The sequence below is a fragment of the Lentilactobacillus curieae genome, from assembly GCF_000785105.2.
GTDB classification, from domain to species: domain Bacteria; phylum Bacillota; class Bacilli; order Lactobacillales; family Lactobacillaceae; genus Lentilactobacillus; species Lentilactobacillus curieae.
Map to the genome: position 1 here is coordinate 718,921 of NZ_CP018906.1, position 19,853 is coordinate 738,773.

Below are 19,853 nucleotides of genomic sequence, written 5' to 3' on the forward strand. Positions count from 1 at the left end.
TAATGTTAAACCGTAACGATTACTATTTACGATTTTGGAGATGATAGGTCATTTGAATGATAATTTTGTTTTGCTCTGCTCGCTCGTAATGATTCCCATGATTTTCTTTGTCCCGGTAATGTACATAAACAGCTACCCCGATAGCGAATCAGACAATCATCTAACATCAATGATTACCGCATTACTCTGTGGAATTGCTTGTTGGATAATCTTCGGTAACTCTGAATCTTTCCACTTTGGTTTTTCTAGTCTAAGTCTCCAAAGTGGGAATCCAGACATAACATTACTCTCACAAATGTGCTTTTATTTGTATTCAATCGTAATGTTTACCGGAACTGTTCTAAGAAATGCCAGCTGGAAATTCTTTGTCGGCTTTATCCCCCTCTGGACGCTATTGGTCTACGCCCCAATTGCGAACCTAATTTGGTCACCGACCGGAGTTCTCTATAAAATGGGAGCTCTAGACTTTTCCGGCGGGCTAGTTGTCCATTTGACCGCAGGATTGACCAGCCTAATTTTGTCAGTTTTTATGCGAAACAACCGAATTAAATTACCCAAAGATAACCAACTGCTAAATTACGTTGCCACCTTGTTTATCCTAACCGGCTGGCTTGGCTTTAACCTTGCCCCCGCAGGTGTATTCAGCAACGGTGGATCCTCGATCATCGTAAATACCTTAGTTGCAGTTATCGGATCAGTAATTGGCTGGACATACAGCAGTAACCTTGGACTTTCTTCAGATGCAGGTGCCGTGTACAACGGGATTATCTGTGGACTCGTTGCCAGTACAGCTCTCGTAGCCTACGTTTCAACCTTATCAATGCTCATTGTAGCGTTAGTTAGTGGCATTATTTGCCACTACATGTGTGAGCTCCTGTCAGCATCAGACATCTTCCATGATCCAGTCGATTCATTTGCAATAAATGGTATCGGTGGAATTGTTGGAACTCTTGGTTTAATTCTGTTTGCAAGCCCAATTGTCAACAAAGATGGCGCAATTGGATTACTTGCAGGTGGTTTTAACTTTACTGGTGTTGAATTATTAACCCTCCTCACCACAACTCTAATTACGTTACTTGGCACATTGATCAGTTTAGGAATTGTAAAGGCTATAAAGGAGCTTAAAGTCCGAACAGGAAAGGAAGAAGCATTTTGAACGTTAACTACTCAGTCGCAATAATTGGGGCAGGTCCCGCTGGGATTGGCCTTGGAACAGCCTTGCAAAATTACGGAATCAATAACTTCGTAATTCTAGAAAAGGATTATGTGGGTGCTACTTTCGATAAATGGAATAAAGAGACTCACTTCATTTCACCATCCTTTACTACGAATGGTTTTGGTGCACCCGATTTAAATTCCATTACAACAGATACTTCACCAGCATATTCAATCAATTCAGAACATCCCTCTGGAAAGCAATATGCAAATTACCTTCGCTTAGTAGCGATGATGAATCATCTACCCGTCATTCAAAACACAGCGGTTAAAGATATTATCCCTTCTGGAAACCACTATGAATTGATGCTTTCATCATCAGAAGTGATTGAGGCTCAATATGTATTTATTGGAATTGGTGACTATTCATATCCTTATCGCCCTGACATTTCAGGGAGCAACTATGGGCTGCACTACGTGGATATTCAAGATTACGACGATTTTGAACGCAAACCGCAAACCATCATCGGTGGTAATGAAGCTGGCATTGATATCGCTGTCAATCTTGCCAAACGAGGTATCCCGTCAACAATTTATACCGACGAAAGTGGTCTCGAATCAAAATCAGCTGATCCTAGCAAAAGATTATCAACCTACACCACCAGTCGTTATTTGAACTATGCGAATATGATTAATATTGAGTCTAATAAGAAACTCGTGGCTATTAAAAAAACAACCTCTGAATATAACCTCACATTTCGTGATGCCTCAACAGCAATATCACAAACCAGACCAATATTTGCAACCGGGTTTGCGGTTTCGCAAAGCCCATTGATCAGTAATCTCTTCGAAGTTAGTTCAAATCGTCCTGTACTCACAGCCTCCGACGAATCAACAATCCATCCCAATGTCTTTTTGATTGGTCCACAGGTAACACATGACGACGTAGTACTTTGTTACATCTATAAATACCGCCAACGTTTTGCACCGTTGGCAGAAGAAATTCTAGCTCGCAACAATCTGGCAGCTAATCCACAAATCACTCAAGCGTACAAAAACGCAAACATGTTTTTAGATGACTTTGACGATTGTGATGTAAACTGCGAGTGTTGATGTACCGAAAGGAGAATTCCTTTGGAGAAACAAGATCTTGCTTCTGCTTACCGGCGAATGAAGAGTCCTAACATTAAGACTCGTAAGCGTGCCTTGAAAATCATTCACGAAGTTAAGCGACAAAAGAAGCACAATGCATTGGCAAGTAAGTAATTAAAAAATAGACCTAATTCTGAGTTGCCCCTCAGCGTTAGGTCTATTTTTTATACTCCAGCTTTTTTCATGTTCAAAGCTAGTTTAGTTCTCATTAAATCCGTTTGTGTAATTGGATTAAACCCATTTTTACTCTTAGCAACCTTCTGATAATCAAAAATCTCAGGTCTTTGACTCGACCAGTACATTACGTCAGTTTTGTTTGGTGAATGCTCTAGTCCAAACACATGCCCAAATTCATGGGTGATGATATTTGCATATTGGAATTTACGTGCCTTATAAGCCGTACCATTCTTGTCAATTGAGCTTTGGACTTCTTCTAATTGCTTCTGAACATAGTCAATTTGCTGTTGTCTGTAATGTTCCACTTTTGAATAATAATCTGGATCAGACTTTCCTATCTGGTTCGCATACGCCACAATCTTGCGATTAGCGACCGCAGAAAACTGGCTCAAGGATTTCTTCAACATTTCATTTCGGATGCCACTAACGGACAATTTATAGTAATAATCACGAACTTGCATTTTCTTTAGTTTTGGAATCCACCATGCATCGCCTGTATCTACTCCAGAGGTAATTGGTTCCTTAGAAACTGAAAACGTCAGAGTATGGCTACGCTTAGTCCCATACGTAATTACCTTCTTACCTAATTTTTGGTTCCAATAGTTAACTGCTAATTTAATACTAGATCTTAGAGTCTTGTTTTTAGTTGCCACATAGATTTTGGCGTGACCATTCTTAGTCAGGGCAGTCTGTAAACTATAAGTAATGCGATACTTCTTGGCAATTGTCTTAGCATGACTTCGATAGTAAGTTTTCGTTTTTTTAAGCATCGTCGCAGACGGTTTAACACTGCTAGCATGCACATTAGAGCTTGTTGGAAAGGCAAATAGTGTCAAGGATAAAACTGAAATCATCAGTAGTTTTATCCGTAAGTTAAGCTTGGTTGTCATGAAAATCCCTCCTCAAAAATAAGCATACCACGTTTCCGCATGTTTGCAGTTTTGGATAAACTAAAAAACACAAACAGTTTCATTAGAAAATGTTTGTGTCCAATAGGTTATGAAGTTTAATTATTTTTCAGCGTTCTTCAAAATCTTTTCAAGTTGGCTGTATTGGCTAACCATCCATGATTTGTATGTCTTACCAGCTGGTAAGGTTTCCGTTACAGGTAATACGGGAACTCCGCTTTTCTTTGAAAGAGAAACCATGTTATCAACGGTCTTTGAATCAACTTGCTTGTTAAATACGAAGAAAGCAATCTTCTTTCCTTTGATTCCTTCTTGCATATTCTTAATTGTACTTGGAGCTTGATCAACATCGTTTTCAGTGTCTTCTTCAAACTTCTTATTTCCAACCTTAAAGCCAGCAGCTTCAAGAGCGTAATCAAAAACAGGTTCACTTACATAAACTAATTTTGAATCTGACTTCTTAGCAATTGCATTCAAACTATCAATCTTTTCATTAATTGGCTTCAATGAATTGATGTACTTTTGAGCATTCTTTTTAAAGTATGCCTTGTTCTTAGGTTGAATTTTACCAAAACGAGCTGCTAATGCATTAGCAAGTTTGGGCATAGTTTCTGGCTTGTACCACAAGTGAGGATTGTCACCATCTTTTTTGTTTAATAGTGATTCCCCAACCTTAATGTACTTAACATCTGAATTGTTCTTAACCAGTTTATTCATCCAGCCATCATAGCCCACACCATTAGCTACGGCAACGTTTGCCTTAGCAACTTCAGTACCGACTTTAGTAGTTGGTGTGTAATCATGAGGGTCTACATTAGGATTATTAATAATTGAAGTAACCTTACCCTTGTCCCCAACAACAGCCTTGGCAACTTCACCATAAAAATCAGTGGTAGTAACAACATTAATCTTACCGCTCTTGGCGTTAGATCCCCCATTAGATGAACAACCAGCGATAAAGAAAATTAGTGAAAACAACGCAGCGAGTAGAACAAAAAATCTTGATTTCTTGACCAAAACGACGATCTCCTTTTTCTAAATAGTAATCAATACTTTTTACATTATGATGTATAAGTTTTAACTTGTCAATAAGTTTTAGACAAATGTCACAAGATGGGAAATTAATTTAATTGTTGATACATTTTGAAAGAATGTGGTTACATCCAGGAGATATAGCAAAATTACCAATTAATAGTCAATGATTCCATCAATTTTTGCCGCTAAACATAAAAAATGCCCACAAGATTAAATAATAATCTTGTGGACGCTTTTTAAAGTAGTGATTAGTGATTACCGCTTAGCACTCTATTTAGAACGGCTTCACCGAGCAGTTCACTCTCCTAAGCACAAATTTTTGTCCGCGCGTTTCACTTGCTCGCTCCAAAATTTGCGACTTAGTGCTCGTGAACTCCCGCTGGGTTCAGCACTCTTTCTTAGAACGGCTTCCAACCTCAGACTTTTCTCTTAGCTCCAAATTTTGCCTTGCGCACTTCGTTTGCTCGCTTTCGATTTTTCCGTTAATGATCGATGAATCCCGTTTAGCTCAGCACTCTTTTACTTTCCATTCTTATCCACCGCTACAAGGCCACCAGCCAAATTATCAAAGTTTGGCTTGTCCGCCTTGACGATGAGTTGTTCATTAACGAACGCCATCTGACCAATATGGCTCATTTCACGGCCATATCCTGAGTTCTTAACTCCACCAAATGGAATTTCTGGCAATGAAACCATGAAGTTATTTACAAAGACCATTCCAGTCTCAACTTGGGAAGCAACTTCAGCAGCATGTTCTGTATCACCGCCAAATACAATCCCACCTAATCCGAACATTGAATCATTAGCAAGTTCAATTGCCTCTTCTTCGCTATGGACCTTGTATACATGAGCGACTGGTCCGAACATTTCTTCACTGTATGCTGGGTTGTCCTTAGTAATATTAGTCAAAATAGTTGGCTTGAAGAATTGACCGGGAAGATCAATTGGTTCATTATCATATTCAACGGTAGCACCAGCAGCAACCGCACGATCAACTTGATCTTGTAGCTTATTCTTAGCTTTTTCTGAGTTCATTGGTGCCAACGTTGTGTCATCATCCATTGGATCACCAGGTTTAACTGCAGCAAAGTTTTCCTTTAATTTTTCAACAAACTCATCGTAAAGGTTATCCATAACAATGAATCTCTTTGATGAAGTACATACTTGACCGGCATTATAGAGTCTTGCTCTCCACGCAACGTTGTTAACATCATCGATATTGGCATCACCGAGAACAATAAACGCATCCATTCCACCAAGTTCCATAGTGTTTTTCTTCAAGTTTTTACCAGCAGCTTCAGCAACTGAACGGCCACCACGTTCTGAACCAGTCAAGGCAACACCCTGAATTCTAGGGTCAGAAACAGCTTCAGTAACTTGGTCGTAGCTTAAGAACAAATTAGTAAGTGAACCCTTAGGAGCACCTGCCTCTTCAACAACATCTGCAAACATTTGTGCTGATGTTGGGGTGTTTGATGCATGCTTCAAAATCATTGTATTCCCAACCATGAAGTTTGGTGCAAACACACGCATAATTTGGTAATAAGGGAAGTTCCATGGCTCAACCATCATAATTACCCCGGTAGCGTGCTTTTGAACTTCTGCTTCACCAGTGGCAATAGTATCAATCTTATCAGGTTTTAATAATTCTTCTGAATGATCTGCAAACCAGTCTGCAATAATTGCACAAAGCTCAACTTCACCCTTTGATTCGCGAAGAAGCTTACCCATGTCCACGGTTGCAGCTTTAGCTAATTCATCAGAATGTTTACGAATATTTGCGGCTACAGCATGCAAAATCTTTGACCGCTCTGAAATAGGTTGTTTCTTGAACTGTTTAAACAGTTTGTAGCTAGTATCAATTGCCGAGCTTAGTTCAGCTTCTGTTGTCTCTGGGTACTCTTTCACTACTTCATTTGTATATGGATTTACTGTCTTGTATGCCATGTCTATGATTCCTCCTAAAATTGTGAAAAAATAATCAATCTCTCTAAGAAACAGAAAAGCAACCAGCAAGTGGTTGCAAGATTGGTTTAATAGATTGTTAAAGCGATTTCATTTCGCCCAACTAGAATCATAGCACGCTTTGAAAATGTAATCAATATAAAAAGGCTACGTTTTCAAAAATAACTAAAAACGCTGCCTTTTAAGTAAATAGACCGTGAAAATAATTTTAATTAATCCATCTTTTTAGTCGAATCTTTAATAATAAATACCAAAATCATGGCAAAAATTTCCAAAAGCAAAAAAGTTAGGAATACCGCGGAAAAGTTCCCGTTTCCTAAAATAACCGTAGCGATAACCACCGCAGTCGATCCCATGATTTGCCGAATTGTAGCAATAATCGACGACCCATGAGGAATCAAATCATCTGTAAGTGAATTGGCACCTAAAGTTGTGGCGGGCATCATCGCAAATGCGTTACCCGCTTCAACAACCATCGATCCAATAATTGCTAGCCAAACATTGTGTAATCCACTAATTGAAAGTAATAATAACCAGCCGACGATAAATAGACCAAATCCAATCATAATTGTTGGCTTAAAACCAACCCTATCAGCCATTTTACCGCTTCTACGGTTTAACCAAGATAATAATGCAGCAGCTGGAACCAAGGCTAATCCAGACCAAAGAGGTGTCATTCCAAGTACTTGTTGATAGTAGAGCGGCATGATAATTGTCACAGTTATTAGTGACATATAGGAAAGTGAAGTTAATGCAACACCTAAATCAAAATTACCGATTTTTAAAATGTCCAGTCGCAATAAAGGTTCCTTTGATGCCAGTTGCCGTTGTACAAACAAACCCAGTAGCACTAAAGAAATTACTAAGATAATCCAGTTACCGTAATTGCCACTAGTCATTTGTTTGATTTCATTAATAAAATACAACAATCCAATTATTCCGAGCGAGTAAAACACTGATAGAAAGTCAAAACGAGTAGCTTTAATTTCTCTTGGGCTAATAATCGTTCTCGATGCTAACAAAAATACCACAACCAATACGATTAAAAAGAGACCAAAAATCGCTTGCCAATTTAAAACTTGGAGAACAACACCTGAAATGATTGGTCCAACTGCTAAAGCAGAACCCATTACAAGACCAACAGTACCCATAATTGCACCACGGTGCTCCTGTGGTGTAATCTCCAAAATAATTGATTGGTACGAAGGAAATAAGATTCCGACACTGACTGCTTCCATTAGCCGACCAACCATCATAATTGGAAAGTTTGGCGCAAATATTATTATGATTGTCCCAATCGCAAAAATTGCCAGTAAGGTTAAATACAGTGGTTTGAATTTAAAGTTATCCATCAGCCAAGGAGATAGTGGCATAACCACAGACATAACTAGCATAAACCCAGTGGTTAGCCATGCGACTGTACTAGCTGGTAGGTTAAAGTAGCGCATAAACGTTGGGTATGCAGTCGATAGTGCTGACTGACTAATTGACATTGTAAAAGTTCCAACCAGCAAAGTGGCAACAAACCACTTTCTGGCTTTATTTGAAAGTTCCAAAGTAGATTCCCCCAAAAATATATTTATAAAAAAGGCAGGAAATCAACATTCTTCGATTTCCTGCCTATAAGCTAAATTGCTTGCCAATTTTAATTAAATTATTCTCTTACAACCATAACTGAAATTGGTGAATACTTAGCCATGTATGCAGCTTGGGAACCAAAATACTTTCTGATTCCTGTTTTTGAAAGTGAACCAATAATTAACAAATCAGCATCCGCAGCTGGAATAACGTTCTTAACGATTGTTTCTCCGGCTTCGCCTTCATCAATAATCATTTCAACATTCTTAACACCGGCTCTAAGTGCCAAATCACGATATTTAGAGATATGATCCGCTAACTCATCACGCTTACCGTGAACAAAGTCCTTATTGAGAGCTTCATAAACATTCATATCTTCATGTTCAAGAATTGAAGCAATGATTAATGTTGCATCAGAACTTCTTGCTTCACGAATTGCGTATCTAAATGCTAGTTGGGCATCTTCTGAATCATCAACTCCAACCAGAATTCTTTTAAAATTTTTATGTTCTTCCTGCTTTTGTTGCATGGAATTCCCCTTCTTTCAACCATCACAATTTTTATTTATCTGAACCAGAAACAACTCTCTTGTTACCACGATATAAATCATAAATTGTCCAAGCTAATAGCGCCAAAATGAGAACGATTAAAACATAAGCAATTATGTTCGCCATATCAGTCTGGGCTGGGGTAGGATTTGCACCAAAGAATTCAGCAATTGAATCTGGTAATCCCTTTAAGTTCAAGAATGTTAAGGCAATAACTGATATCCAGCCAAATAACTTAACTAAGAATGAGTTCTTAAATCTGTCACCCATTTCTTCCTTTGAGTTAGTCATCAAAAGAAGTGGCAACATTGAAAATGGTAAAGCGAAAGCAAGGAACACCTGAGAATTATTCATCAGCGTATTCAGAGCCTCATGTTGCTTAATAGCTGATTGACCACTTGTCATTGCCACACTAAGAAGTACGGGAATAACTGAAATCAAACGGGTTACCAAACGACGAAGCCATAGTGGCATCTTCATGTGGATGAAACCTTCCATAATAACTTGCCCTGTCAAAGTACCCGTAATGGTTGAATTTTGACCTGAAGCCAATAAGGCAACGGCGAACAGAACTGACAAGATTCCTGATTTAGCAACTGCGATTAAAATTCCGTTACTCAATACAGAAGTATCTGAAAGAGCTTGGAACAAACCGAAGAACGATGGATCCTTAACTGCACCAGTCTTGAACACAGCAACACCCATGATCAATAGTAATGAGTTAACGATGAATGCAAATGAAAGTTGGATGTTTGAATCCCATGTTGAGAATCGAACAGTTCTTGCAACATCTTCTTCATCATCATGATCAACTTTTCTTGTTTGAGAAACAGCTGAATGCAGATATAGGTTATGGGGCATAACAGTTGCTCCGATGATTCCCAAAGCACCTTGAAGTGGGTTCATCCCACCAATTTCAGGTGAACTTGAAAATGTTTGTGGAGTTGGGATTAATCCCTTAGCAACTCCAAGCCAGTCTGGTTTTGATAATGCTACTTGATAAACGAAAACAAATAGGATAACCATGATTAAAGCAACAACGATTGCTTCGATCTTTCTGAAACCAATTTTCGTTAACAATAGTAAAAGCAAAACATCAAATACTGTGATAAATACCGCATAAACTAATGGAATGTGGAACAACAAGTATAGGGCAATCGCAGCACCAATAACTTCTGCGATATCTGTTGCCATAATTGCTAACTCTGTTAAAATCCATAAAACAATTCCTAATGATTTACTTGTTCTTGCCCGAATAGCTTGCGCCAAATCCATCTGCGTCACAATGCCCAGTTTAGCCGCCATGTATTGAAGTAACATTGCAATTAAACTCGACATTAAGATTACAGACATCAATAGGTATTGAAAACTTTGTCCACCAGAAATTGATGTTGACCAGTTACCTGGATCCATGTATCCAACAGCTACTAATGCGCCAGGTCCTGAATACATAAATAGTGTCTTCCAGAATCCTTTACCCTTTGGTACTTCAACGGTTCCGTTGATTTCCTCTAAAGAACGACCATTTGCGTAGTGAATTAAGCCCTTCTTCTTTGGATTTTTGTTATTATCCATAGCGGATACCTCCTCTTAGTGCGTGTTTAACACCACCGTTTATACTATCACAATTTTTTCAAAAAGAAACCCCCAAAAATGCCCGTAGACGGGCATTTTCAGGGGGTAATTAGTTCAAAAACTTCAACAGTCATAGCTATGAAAGCGTTCCCTATAAGTTGAATAATCTGTAATGGTTCTAATCTAATTTAACAATTTTTCCAGTAGCAATTGGTAATGTCGTGTGGGGGTCATACATCCCCACTGATCCTTGAACTGTATCAGGAAATTCCATATCTGCAGGAACGCCATGAATATAGATTACCCGTTTATCCAAGCGTAAATCATCATCATTGAAAACTTCTTTAAACTTGGCACTAATTTCTGATAGCGGAACTTTTTTCTCATAGTGATAGTGACCAGTAGAATCAGAAACTGGGTAAGTATCAGTCAAGACATTCATCTCTTCAGGGGCATCGTTAAAAGGCACCATTGTAGTCCCTGAAACCGGCTCAGTTTCCGGCAAGTCTACATAACCATCACCATTAGTGTCTTGGGCTTCAGTTGCTGGTTCCGCATCTTTACCATCTGGGAATCCATGAAAATGCATCCAGTGCTCTGTATTTGGAGAAGTTCCTTCCATAGTAATTTCTACATCTAGTTGGTCGCCATCAATAGTAAAAGTAGCCACTCCTGTAGCACTGGTTCCAATCTTGTTGCCATTTAACGGTTCAATCTTTGCTTCATACTTTGTCATCAAATCACTCCTTTTGTTTAGTTGACTTAAGTATAGTCAATAAATAGATTGCGAACAATTTATATGCAATATTTTTTATTTGGTTATTGACTTTAGATGCCGTGGTGTTTATATTTACCACGTGTTGCATAAATAAGGAGGAACATCCATGGCATTTCTAGAACTACATGACATCCATAAGTCATACTACCTAGGAAGCGAAGAATTTCCCGTTCTAAAGGGAATTGACCTCAATCTCGAACGAGGCGAATTCGTTTCCATTTTAGGTGAGTCTGGTGGCGGTAAATCAACGTTGATGAACATTATCGGTGGGCTTGACCGAAACTTTGATGGTGCGGTCATCGTTGATGGTAAGAAACTGGATCACAGTAAAGAAAAACAATTAGACAATTATCGGAGAAGTACCATTGGTTACATTTACCAATCTTACAATCTAATAAGTCATCTAAACATCGTTGATAATATTTTGGTGTCACTAGATATGACCAAATTAAGCAACGCTGAAAGAAAGCAACGGGCAATCGACTTGCTAACTCAAGTCGGCCTAGGAGATCAGCTAAAAAAGCATCCCAATCAATTGTCTGGTGGTCAAAAGCAACGGGTCGCAATTGCTAGAGCGTTAGCTAGTGACCCCGATATCATTATCGCAGATGAGCCAACTGGTGCCTTAGATTCACAAAACACTAAAGAAGTTTTAGAAATTCTAGAAAAAATTGCTGCCGAAGGTCGGCTAGTAATAACCGTTACTCATTCACAGGATGTTGCTAATTACGGGACTAGGATTGTCCACCTTGCGGATGGAAAGCTAGATGGTGATACTCGATTAAAGCCAGCTTTCCCAATTCCTAGTAATACTGAAAAAATCGAATCCAAACCACTTTCAGCTGGTGCCAGCTACAACAATGCCTTTAAGCATTTAAAATACAACTTCTGGCGTAATTCTTTGATTATGATTGGAACCGCAATTGGGTTGTTTGCGGTCTTACTATTTAGTGGACTTGGGAACGGAGTTAGTGCGTTTATTCAGAACCAAATCAACTCTATGGTTAACCCAAACTCAGTCACCGTAATGAAAAATCCGTCTGGTAAAAAGATGAGTACCGCTGCATTCCAAGCATCAATGAGCAAGTTTGCAAGCCAGCCACAAAAGATGTTGGTTAAAGACTCGGAAGTTGCTAAACTGAGGGATATAAAAAATGTAGATAAAGTTGAGCCTGGATACCAACTCAGCACATACACCCTCTCTAGAGGTAGAAAGAACTCAAACGGAAACGGACTACAAACTTGGTCAAAGGCGTTTGCGACTAACACCATTCAAACCGGTCACAAACCTGGAAATAATGAAATTGTCATCAGTAAGAACGAGGCCATTTCATTATCAAGTGGTAAAAATTACAAAAATCTGATTGGCAAAAAGATCAAGCTATCACTACCTTGGATCACTTCTAAAAATCATCCCGTTCAAGTAAAAGGAACCTTGAAAGTTGTTGGTTTTACAAAGGGTGGCAGCGCATCAATTCCTGCCGCAACAAACTTCAGTACAATGAAACAACTACTTAAAGATGCCAAGGCGGAAACTAAGGCAAACTACATTTCCGTCAACATCAAAAAGAGTACTCAAGTTAAGCAAGCTGCCAAAGACATTAAAAACATCAAGTCAGATGGTAAATACACCTTTGGTTCAATTACCGTCGGTGAAATTTTAGATACCGTTAACCAATACGTTCAAATCGCTACAATCTTGTTGGCTGCAATTGCGGGAATCTCATTAATCGTTTCTGCTCTGATGATCATCGTCACGATGTACATGTCCGTTTCAGAAAGAACTAAAGAAATTGGAATTCTGCGTGCATTAGGCGCTAGGAAGAAAGACATTAGACGATTATTCACAGCTGAATCAGTATTTATTGGTTTATTCTCCGCTGCAATTGCCTTAGTTATCGCGTGGGGCGCAGCAATTGGACTGAACAATGTCCTATACGGAATCGTCAAATATAACATGGTGCAGATAACTCCAACTAATATAATTGTTACGGTTATTATCGCACTAATTATTTCATTCATCGCCGCGCTAATGCCATCACGTCGGGCTTCTAGACTTAACCCAATTGATGCGTTAGCTGCAGATTAATCGAAACCAAATAAGCACGACTAATCGTTTGAATTAGTTGTGCTTTTTATTTGTCCAAATTTTTAGCTGGTGCTATATTATCTCCCATAAAAATAAAAGTTACTTTTTGTAAGCCATTATCCATAAGGGGGATCTTGTCATGATTAATGCACAAAAAAAGGCAACTTTAACTCAATCAAACATGGTCAGACCATTAATTTTCGTAACAATTGGAATTTATCTTGTTTATATTTTTGCATCACGATTAATAGAATTACTGGTTCCCAATTATGGAATCAATTCAGTGATTCACATTGTGCTGGTAGCTTCAATTTCATTTGGAATCATGGCCATCGCTAAGAAATTCAACTTTCATTTAAACTATTCACTTGGAAACTTACGTGGATTAGTTAGAGTCCTACCAATGATTGTAATTGGTATGTGGTACTTCTTTTTAAATACACTGCCACAGGTAATTAATAATACCAGCGATTGGCTTAATATGGGTATTGGTAAGAATATGGCAGACGTTTTGTATGGAATTTCAGCAGGATTTTGGGAAGAAACTTTTCTTCGTGGATTCTTACTAGCCGGTTTATTATTAGCATTTAGCACTGGTAAAAATTCCGGAATAAAAGCGGTGATTTACTCAGCACTAATTTTTGGTGCAATGCACATTACTAACTTGATGAACCCTGGGTCATCCCTTTTAGGCGTCTTTCAACAAATGGTTTACGCAGCAATCTTTGGCGTTTTATTCGGAGTACTCTACCTCCACACCCATACCTTAGTTTATGGAATCATTATCCACTCTGTCTATGATTTTGCCAGTTTCATGTCAGCACCTAAAGGCGCTTTAGCTGGCGATGCCGTGATACAGTGGAATGGCTTTATTGTGGTATTCGGTTCGATGTTATTAGTAGCTTTATTTTATCTATTTGCGTTTAGAAAATATAACCAAACGTTGGTAGAACATATTAAATAACTAAGTTAAAAAACTGCTAACAGATGTTAGCAGTTTTTTAGTTTATTATTTATTTTTTCTAGTCAATCTCATAATGACAACATACAAAATTGCTGCCAAAATCATCGACACGAAAGTCGCACCAACTGTATTTACAATCCATGGTACCATCTTGAACAGGCTATAGCTGACAACAGCAACTGCCCACACAATAATAGCAACCCAATTAATTCCAAACTGATACCAGTACTTACCATTAATTCTGGTAAACTCAGTGGTATCATACGTTGATTTTTCAAGAAGATAATAATCAGCTAAGAATATTGCAATTTCTGGGCCCAGGAACATCCCAATTCCATCCAAGAATGCTGTGAAAACTCCTAGGAAAGTTGAATAAAAAACAGGAATAAAGGTAACGAATGTCGCAATAATTGTAACTAGGATAATGCTAGGAGTTAGCTTTAATCGCTTAGTCATATTGGTCAACGCAGAACCCGCAGCCATTAAGTTGACCGCATTGGCAGTGGTACTAGTAATAATAATTACTAACATTGCTAAGATCCCTAAACCAAGTTTGCTGGCAATCGTTGATGGGTCCGAATTATTCGCATCAAAGTGACCCAAAGTAATGGCAGTTGCTAATGTTGAAATTGTCCCGACCATAGTAAACCAGAACAATCCGAGGTTGGCACCCAAGAACGGTGCCCACGTCGCACTACTTTCTCGTTTAGAAAATCTCGTAAAATCACTGCCGGCAGTGACCCAGGCAAGGTTAAATGCTGCCAAAACGTCAATTGCCTGACCAGGTGTCATTCGCACGTCTGCAGCTGGACGGTAGGAAACAATTTGGCTAAATGATACATGTTTAAACACAACATAACTTTCCCAAATTACCAAAATGAAAACTAGCACAATTCCGACTCGCTCAATGATTCTGACGGATTTTTCTCCCATTGAGGTGCTAAGAATGTGGAGAATACTCATGACGATGATTCCACATATTAGCCCCTTCATCCCTCCTGGCTTTCCGTAAACTGGCCATCCTAGAAGGTCATGCAAGATGTAACTAATTGATGTTGCAGCGATAAACGTATTAACCGCTGCCCAACCAATAAATTGAACTAGATTGATTACGGAAGGCAAAAAGCTACCTCGAAGCCCAAATGATGCTCTAGTCAAGGCCATCGATGAAATTCCAGTATCGTAGCCCATCTTCGCCGCAAGGGCTAACAGAATGTATGAAATTACTCCCGCAACTACCATTGTTACAGATGCCGTCGCAAATCCACACGCAGCCATTACTCCCCCAACGTACCAAGTTCCATTATTAGCATTGGCTCCAACCCAAGTGGCAAACATGTCCCAGAACGACTGATGCCGATGTTGTTTTTCAATAACTTCAATTTGACCAAACCGTTTTTCTTCCATAATAGCTCCTAACTAAAAATCCCCTTATGCGCCGTGGCATAAGGGGATTTCAGCAGTCTATAACTGTTGTTAAGTCGTTCCTTATAGCCTCACGGGACTAATTAAAGGTTTAATTTCTAATGATTGATTATACGGTCAAATTGACATTCGCGCAATAGCTTTATTGAGCTAAATATCCACCATCAACAACAAATTCTGATCCAGTAGCAAATTTAGATTCGTCGGATGCAAGGTAAACACACATATATGCAATATCGTTAGGTTCGCCGATATGTCCCATTGGTGTTTGAGTTCTTTGTGATTGAGCCTCTTCAGCACCTGGAATATCATCTACCAATGGTGTCTTAATGTAACCTGGGTGAACTGTGTTAACCCGAACATCATAATCATTCAGCGAGCAGTGCAAAGCTGCTGACTTAGTCAATAAACGAACTCCACCCTTTGATGCGTTGTAGGCAGCTAAATTAGGATCCCCAACGAAGCCTTCAATTGATGACATATTGATAATTGAAGCCCCTAAATTCTTATTCTTCATGCGAATAATTCCTAATTTAGTACCATAAAATACACCGTCAAGGTTAATTGACATCAACTTACGCCATTCTTCTGCAGTGGTATCTTCAATATTCTTAGCAAGTGCAATCCCAGCATTATTTACTAATGTAGTAACCTGACCAAACGCTTTTTCCGTTTCATCAAATAGGTCAGTCCAACCCTGCTCATCTGATGCATCATGCTTAATAAACCGAATTTGGTCTGGGGTGCCAATTTCTTTAGCAGCCTTTTCGCCAACCTCTTCTCGACGACCAGTGATTACAACCTTAGCGCCTTCTTCAACAAACTTTTGTGCAACTGCGTAACCAATCCCTAAAGTACCTCCAGTAACGATTGCAACTTTACCTTTTAATCTATCTGCCATAAAAAAATCCCCCTTACTTGTTTTCATGTAAACGATATCACAATTTACCAATCAGCTGAAATAATTACTCTGGTGAGTTGACACTCACTTTGAAATTGATATAATTAGTTTGAAAAGTGAGTGGCCACTCACTAAGGAGGCAAACTAATGACTGACCTTATTAAAGTAACCAACGTTAATAAGTCTTATAACGGTAAGTTAACGCTTGAATCAATTAATTTAGTAGCTAAATCCAACCAAGTACTAGGTTTACTCGGTCCTTCTGGGGCCGGGAAAACCACACTAATCAAAATCATTATGGGCATGGAACATCCTGATTCTGGAACTGCGACCGTTTTTGATCAGCAAATGCCAAATCGAGAAGTATTACAGTCTATCGGGTTTATGGCTCAAGAAGACGCTTTATATTCAAGTTTATCCGCTCGCGAAAATCTTCGGTTCTTCGCAGAGTTATTTCAACTAAATAAAGATGATATTGAGAACCGAATCAACTACGTTGCCAGTATCGTCGACCTAGTTCCCGATTTAAATAGGCGGGTCAGCAATTTTTCCGGCGGAATGAAGCGGCGCTTATCACTAGCAATTAGCTTAATTGCAGATCCCAAAATTTTGATTTTGGATGAACCAACCGTGGGAATTGATCCTGAGCTTAGACGGCAAATCTGGAACGAACTCCATAAGTACCGCGATGAAGGAAAGACAATTATCATCACAACGCACGTAATGGAAGACGCCGCTCAGTGTGATAACCTCGCTATGATTAGGAACGGTAAGATAATTAGTTCTGGTTCGCCTGAAGAAATGAAACAAGCGTACCACGCAAAAGATTTGGAAGAAGTATTTTTAACAGCGGGGAGGGTTACAAATGAGAATTCTGTCAATAACTAAGCGAATCATTAAGGAAATGCGCCGTGATAAAAGAACTTTGGCGTTGATGTTTGTCGCCCCTCTATTTATTCTGACGTTAATGTTCTTTTTGTTTCAGCAAAATTCTGACGTTGTAGCAAAAGTTGGAGTACACAATGTTCCAGCAGCTGTCACTAAGCAAATCAAAAATAAGCACATTGAATTTAAACATTTCGATAACAAGCAATCAGCTAAAGAAAACATTCGCAATCATGATTTAGACGGCTACATTTCAAAAAACGGAAACCAGTTACACGTAACTTACCAAAATGCGAGCCAAACCCAAGCTGGAATCATAAAGAAATCAGTTCAAGCTGCGTTAGTAAAACTACAAATCAAAAAACTTGCTACCGGTGGTCAAAAAGCCCGTTTAGCAATTAACAAAATGCAGTCACAGATTAAACAAATCTCCGCTCAACTACCAGCCCAAGCACGTTCACGGATTAAGCAACCGCAAACCACAAACCAAGGGTTTTCAAATTCGACCCTAACGATGAAGAATGGTTACTTATATGGCAATAGTGACTCAACATTTTTCTCAACGATGTTCCCCATTTTTGTAGGTTTCGTTGTCTTCTTCTTCGTTTTCTTAATCTCAGGAATTTCCCTGCTTCGCGAACGTAATACCCGTACGCTGGACAGATTACTGGCAACTCCAGTTAAACGAAGCGAAATTATCTTTGGTTATATTTGCGGTTACGGTTTGTTTGCGATTGTGCAAACATTAATCGTTGTTCTTTACTGCATTTATGGTCTTCAAGTCCAAATTTTAGGTAGCATTTGGTTAGTATTGTTAATTTGTTTCCTATTAGCTTTAGTTGCCTTATCGATTGGACTATTTGTATCAACATTTGCTGCCTCAGAATTTCAAATGATGCAGTTCATTCCAATCCTAGTCATCCCCCAAATTTTCTTCTCTGGAATTATTCCCGTTGAAAACATGGCTGGTTGGTTACAAGTCATTGCCCATATAATGCCACTCTATTATGGAGCTAGTGCATTAACCGACGTGATTCAAAAATCAGCAACTTTGAGCTCCGTTTCAATTCCGGTGCTAATACTCTTATTCTTCTTCGTTGTGTTTACAGTTCTCAATGTAGTAGGCATGCGTCGTTACCGGAAAGTGTAGGTGAATATAGTGACCTCAACTTCAATCAAATCTTTTTACAACGAAGACATAAACACCGATGAGAACTTACCTAATAAGCAAAAGCAAGTGATCAAAGCTGCCTTAGAATTATTTTCGACAAAGGGATTTAGCCAAACAACCACCACTGATATTGCCGAAAAAGCCGGTGTGTCTCAAGGAACTGTTTATAAACGATTTCGCACTAAAGACGAATTGCTTCAGGCAGTCTTATCACCAATCTTCCAAAAAAGTCTCCCTAAAGCAATCGATGAATTTAAAAACCAAGTTGAAAGTGCAGATCAAAGCGATTTACGTAAACTACTGAAGTATAGTTTTCAAAATCGGTTTGAATTTATTATCGCAAACCAGCAATACATCAAAATAATGTTTACTGAAGCGCTTAGTAACGATCAATTAAAATCAGAACTAATCCAAGCATTTAGCGCCCTTTCTTTAGGAGCATTACCTAAAATTATCGAAAAGTTTAAAGCAGAAAAAAAGATCGTTGATTGGCCAACAAAACGAATAGTTCAATATTTAATTGCGACTGGAGCTAGTTACGCTGTCCAACCAATTCTTTTAGACTTACCTCTTGATCCGGATCAGGCATCAACTGATGCAGCCGAATTTTTGTACCAAGCATTGTCTGTAAAATAAAAAACATTTAAAAATAGCCTTGACAAAAAATTACGACACGATTAGTATTATCATTAAATTTTAATGAATATCGAATTTAAGGCTCAGACGAGAAGAGTAACTTCTAAGTGGCTTTCAAAGAGAACCCGGCTGGTGTGAAAGGGTAAAGCTAACGGAAGTGAATATGAACTCGAAATAGCCATCCCGCAGTTAACGCTGTGGTATCGGGAGCAACCGTTACATTGCCGAAGTATCAACAGGTACTTTTTGAGGTAACGTCTGCGAGGGCGCTACAAACCAAGGGTGGTAACGCGAAAGCACTCGCCCCTTCATCAGAAATGGTGTTGGGGTGAGTGCTTTTTTATTTACTCATATTCAATATTGAATTCGAAATTCATTAAAAAAAAATGCTAATTAAAGTTAAAAGGAGATTTTTATTATGGCAAAAGTTGAAAGTTTTACACTGGATCACACAAAGGTTAAGGCACCATACGTACGGTTAATCACTGAGGAACATGGCGACAAGGGTGACGTGATTTCAAACTATGATTTACGATTAGTTCAACCTAACGAAAATGCAATTCCAACAGCCGGATTACACACAATTGAACATCTGCTGGCTGGCCTACTTCGCGATCGTTTAACCGGCGTAATTGATTGTTCACCCTTTGGCTGTCGAACGGGATTTCATCTAATCACTTGGGGTGAGCATTCAACTACTGAAGTTGCTAAGGCACTAAAGAGTTCTCTAGAAGAAATCGCAACAGTAACCAAATGGGAAGATGTTCCTGGCACCGACATTACTAGTTGCGGTAACTACCGTGATCATTCACTTTTCTCAGCAAAAGAATGGAGTAAGAAAATTCTCGATGAGGGAATTTCTGACGAACCATTCGAACGCAATGTAATCTAGTTACTAAACCTTAAAGGAG

The 19,853-nt window shown here is 38.9% G+C and carries 18 protein-coding genes; 9 read left to right on the top strand and 9 right to left on the bottom strand.

Features of this window, described 5'->3' with window-relative positions; translation table 11 throughout:
* Positions 1–40: 40 nt before the first annotated feature.
* The 3 genes from PL11_RS03505 to PL11_RS10340 are packed head-to-tail and all read left to right on the top strand — an operon-like array spanning position 41 to position 2,421.
* Positions 41–1,156, top strand: coding sequence for an ammonium transporter family protein (locus tag PL11_RS03505; RefSeq protein ID WP_078256906.1), 1,116 nt, complete (start codon positions 41–43; stop codon positions 1,154–1,156).
* Positions 1,153–2,268 (top strand): NAD(P)/FAD-dependent oxidoreductase, encoded by a 1,116-nt coding sequence (locus tag PL11_RS03510; RefSeq protein WP_035166401.1) that lies wholly within the window; start codon positions 1,153–1,155, stop codon positions 2,266–2,268. Before PL11_RS03505 ends, PL11_RS03510 begins: the two co-directional genes overlap by 4 nt.
* A gap of 21 nt (positions 2,269–2,289) precedes the next feature.
* Positions 2,290–2,421, top strand: coding sequence for a putative metal homeostasis protein (locus PL11_RS10340; protein WP_191982086.1), 132 nt, complete (start codon positions 2,290–2,292; stop codon positions 2,419–2,421).
* A 50-nt stretch (positions 2,422–2,471) separates the two neighbouring features.
* On the opposite strand, the gene PL11_RS03515 is transcribed toward PL11_RS10340, so the two are convergent.
* From PL11_RS03515 to PL11_RS03545, 7 genes are all read right to left on the bottom strand, one after another.
* Positions 2,472–3,374, bottom strand: coding sequence for a matrixin family metalloprotease (locus PL11_RS03515; RefSeq protein WP_035166403.1), 903 nt, complete (start codon positions 3,372–3,374; stop codon positions 2,472–2,474).
* A 120-nt stretch (positions 3,375–3,494) separates the two neighbouring features.
* Positions 3,495–4,409, bottom strand: coding sequence for a metal ABC transporter solute-binding protein (locus PL11_RS03520; RefSeq protein ID WP_035166404.1), 915 nt, complete (start codon positions 4,407–4,409; stop codon positions 3,495–3,497).
* A gap of 537 nt (positions 4,410–4,946) precedes the next feature.
* Positions 4,947–6,374 (bottom strand): NAD-dependent succinate-semialdehyde dehydrogenase, encoded by a 1,428-nt coding sequence (locus tag PL11_RS03525; protein WP_035166405.1) that lies wholly within the window; start codon positions 6,372–6,374, stop codon positions 4,947–4,949.
* Positions 6,375–6,604: 230 nt separating this feature from the next.
* A complete protein-coding gene (locus PL11_RS03530; protein ID WP_035166406.1) occupies positions 6,605–7,948 on the bottom strand; it encodes an MFS transporter in 1,344 nt (447 codons plus the stop codon).
* A 98-nt stretch (positions 7,949–8,046) separates the two neighbouring features.
* Positions 8,047–8,499 (bottom strand): universal stress protein, encoded by a 453-nt coding sequence (locus PL11_RS03535; protein WP_035166407.1) that lies wholly within the window; start codon positions 8,497–8,499, stop codon positions 8,047–8,049.
* A gap of 31 nt (positions 8,500–8,530) precedes the next feature.
* Positions 8,531–10,093 (bottom strand): Nramp family divalent metal transporter, encoded by a 1,563-nt coding sequence (locus PL11_RS03540; protein ID WP_035166409.1) that lies wholly within the window; start codon positions 10,091–10,093, stop codon positions 8,531–8,533.
* Positions 10,094–10,271: 178 nt separating this feature from the next.
* Positions 10,272–10,829: a CHRD domain-containing protein gene (locus tag PL11_RS03545; RefSeq protein WP_035166410.1), complete on the bottom strand. Its 558-nt coding sequence runs from the start codon at positions 10,827–10,829 to the stop codon at positions 10,272–10,274.
* 148 nt (positions 10,830–10,977) lie between these two features.
* Between PL11_RS03545 and PL11_RS03550 the strand changes: the two genes are divergently transcribed.
* Entirely contained in the window at positions 10,978–12,960 is a 1,983-nt protein-coding gene (locus PL11_RS03550) for an ABC transporter ATP-binding protein/permease (RefSeq protein ID WP_035166412.1), read from the top strand.
* A 139-nt stretch (positions 12,961–13,099) separates the two neighbouring features.
* Positions 13,100–13,924 carry a CPBP family intramembrane glutamic endopeptidase gene (locus PL11_RS03555; protein WP_035166414.1) on the top strand — a complete coding sequence of 275 codons (825 nt, stop codon included), beginning with the start codon at positions 13,100–13,102 and terminating at the stop codon, positions 13,922–13,924.
* 45 nt (positions 13,925–13,969) lie between these two features.
* Here PL11_RS03555 and PL11_RS03560 read toward each other — a convergent pair whose 3' ends face one another.
* Positions 13,970–15,331 carry a cytosine permease gene (locus PL11_RS03560; protein ID WP_035166415.1) on the bottom strand — a complete coding sequence of 454 codons (1,362 nt, stop codon included), beginning with the start codon at positions 15,329–15,331 and terminating at the stop codon, positions 13,970–13,972.
* A 160-nt stretch (positions 15,332–15,491) separates the two neighbouring features.
* Positions 15,492–16,250: an NADP-dependent (R)-specific alcohol dehydrogenase gene (locus PL11_RS03565; RefSeq protein WP_035166416.1), complete on the bottom strand. Its 759-nt coding sequence runs from the start codon at positions 16,248–16,250 to the stop codon at positions 15,492–15,494.
* 147 nt (positions 16,251–16,397) lie between these two features.
* On the opposite strand from PL11_RS03565, the gene PL11_RS03570 reads away from it, so the two are divergent.
* The 4 genes from PL11_RS03570 (at position 16,398) to PL11_RS03585 (ending at position 19,834) form a co-directional block, all read left to right on the top strand.
* On the top strand, positions 16,398–17,138 hold the full coding sequence (locus PL11_RS03570) for an ABC transporter ATP-binding protein (protein WP_035166417.1): 741 nt from the start codon (positions 16,398–16,400) through the stop codon (positions 17,136–17,138).
* The gene (locus PL11_RS03575; RefSeq protein WP_035166418.1) at positions 17,116–18,285 is read left to right on the top strand and encodes an ABC transporter permease; all 1,170 of its coding nucleotides are present in this window, start codon (positions 17,116–17,118) and stop codon (positions 18,283–18,285) included. The genes PL11_RS03570 and PL11_RS03575 overlap by 23 nt, the downstream gene beginning before the upstream one ends.
* 9 nt (positions 18,286–18,294) lie before the next feature.
* Positions 18,295–18,942, top strand: coding sequence for a TetR/AcrR family transcriptional regulator (locus PL11_RS03580; protein WP_035166419.1), 648 nt, complete (start codon positions 18,295–18,297; stop codon positions 18,940–18,942).
* Positions 18,943–19,360: 418 nt separating this feature from the next.
* Entirely contained in the window at positions 19,361–19,834 is a 474-nt protein-coding gene (locus PL11_RS03585) for an S-ribosylhomocysteine lyase (RefSeq protein WP_035166420.1), read from the top strand.
* Positions 19,835–19,853: the final 19 nt, after the last annotated feature.